Source organism: Bordetella tumulicola (assembly GCF_054779135.1).
In genome coordinates, this window is the sequence record NZ_BAAGYU010000012.1 from 1 (window position 1) to 748 (window position 748).

The 748-nt window shown below is 52.4% G+C and carries 1 rRNA gene; it reads left to right on the forward strand.

Features of this window, described 5'->3' with window-relative positions:
• Window positions 1-748 (forward strand): 23S ribosomal RNA (locus ACYVDM_RS25020); the annotation flags it as partial.

The window sequence follows — 748 nt, forward strand, 5'->3', positions numbered from 1 at the left end:
GGGGAGTGAAAAAGAACCTGAAACCGTGTACGTACAAGCAGTGGGAGCACCTTGTGGGGTGACTGCGTACCTTTTGTATAATGGGTCAGCGACTTACATTCAGTGGCAAGGTTAACCGAATAGGGAAGCCGTAGCGAAAGCGAGTCCGAACTGGGCGTTAAGTTGCAGGGTATAGACCCGAAACCCGGTGATCTAGCCATGGGCAGGTTGAAGGTTGGGTAACACTAACTGGAGGACCGAACCGACTAATGTTGAAAAATTAGCGGATGACTTGTGGCTGGGGGTGAAAGGCCAATCAAACCGGGAGATAGCTGGTTCTCCCCGAAAGCTATTTAGGTAGCGCCTCGTGAACTCATCTTCGGGGGTAGAGCACTGTTTCGGCTAGGGGGTCATCCCGACTTACCAACCCGATGCAAACTACGAATACCGAAGAATGTTATCACGGGAGACACACGCCGGGTGCTAACGTCCGGACTCAAGAGGGAAACAACCCAGACCGCCAGCTAAGGTCCCGAATTATTGCTAAGTGGGAAACGAAGTGGGAAGGCATAGACAGTCAGGAGGTTGGCTTAGAAGCAGCCATCCTTTAAAGAAAGCGTAATAGCTCACTGATCGAGTCGTCCTGCGCGGAAGATGTAACGGGGCTCAAGCATGCACCGAAGCTGCGGCAGCGACACTATGTGTTGTTGGGTAGGAGAGCGTTCTGTAAGCCTGCGAAGGTGGCTTGTAAAGGCTGCTGGAGGTATCA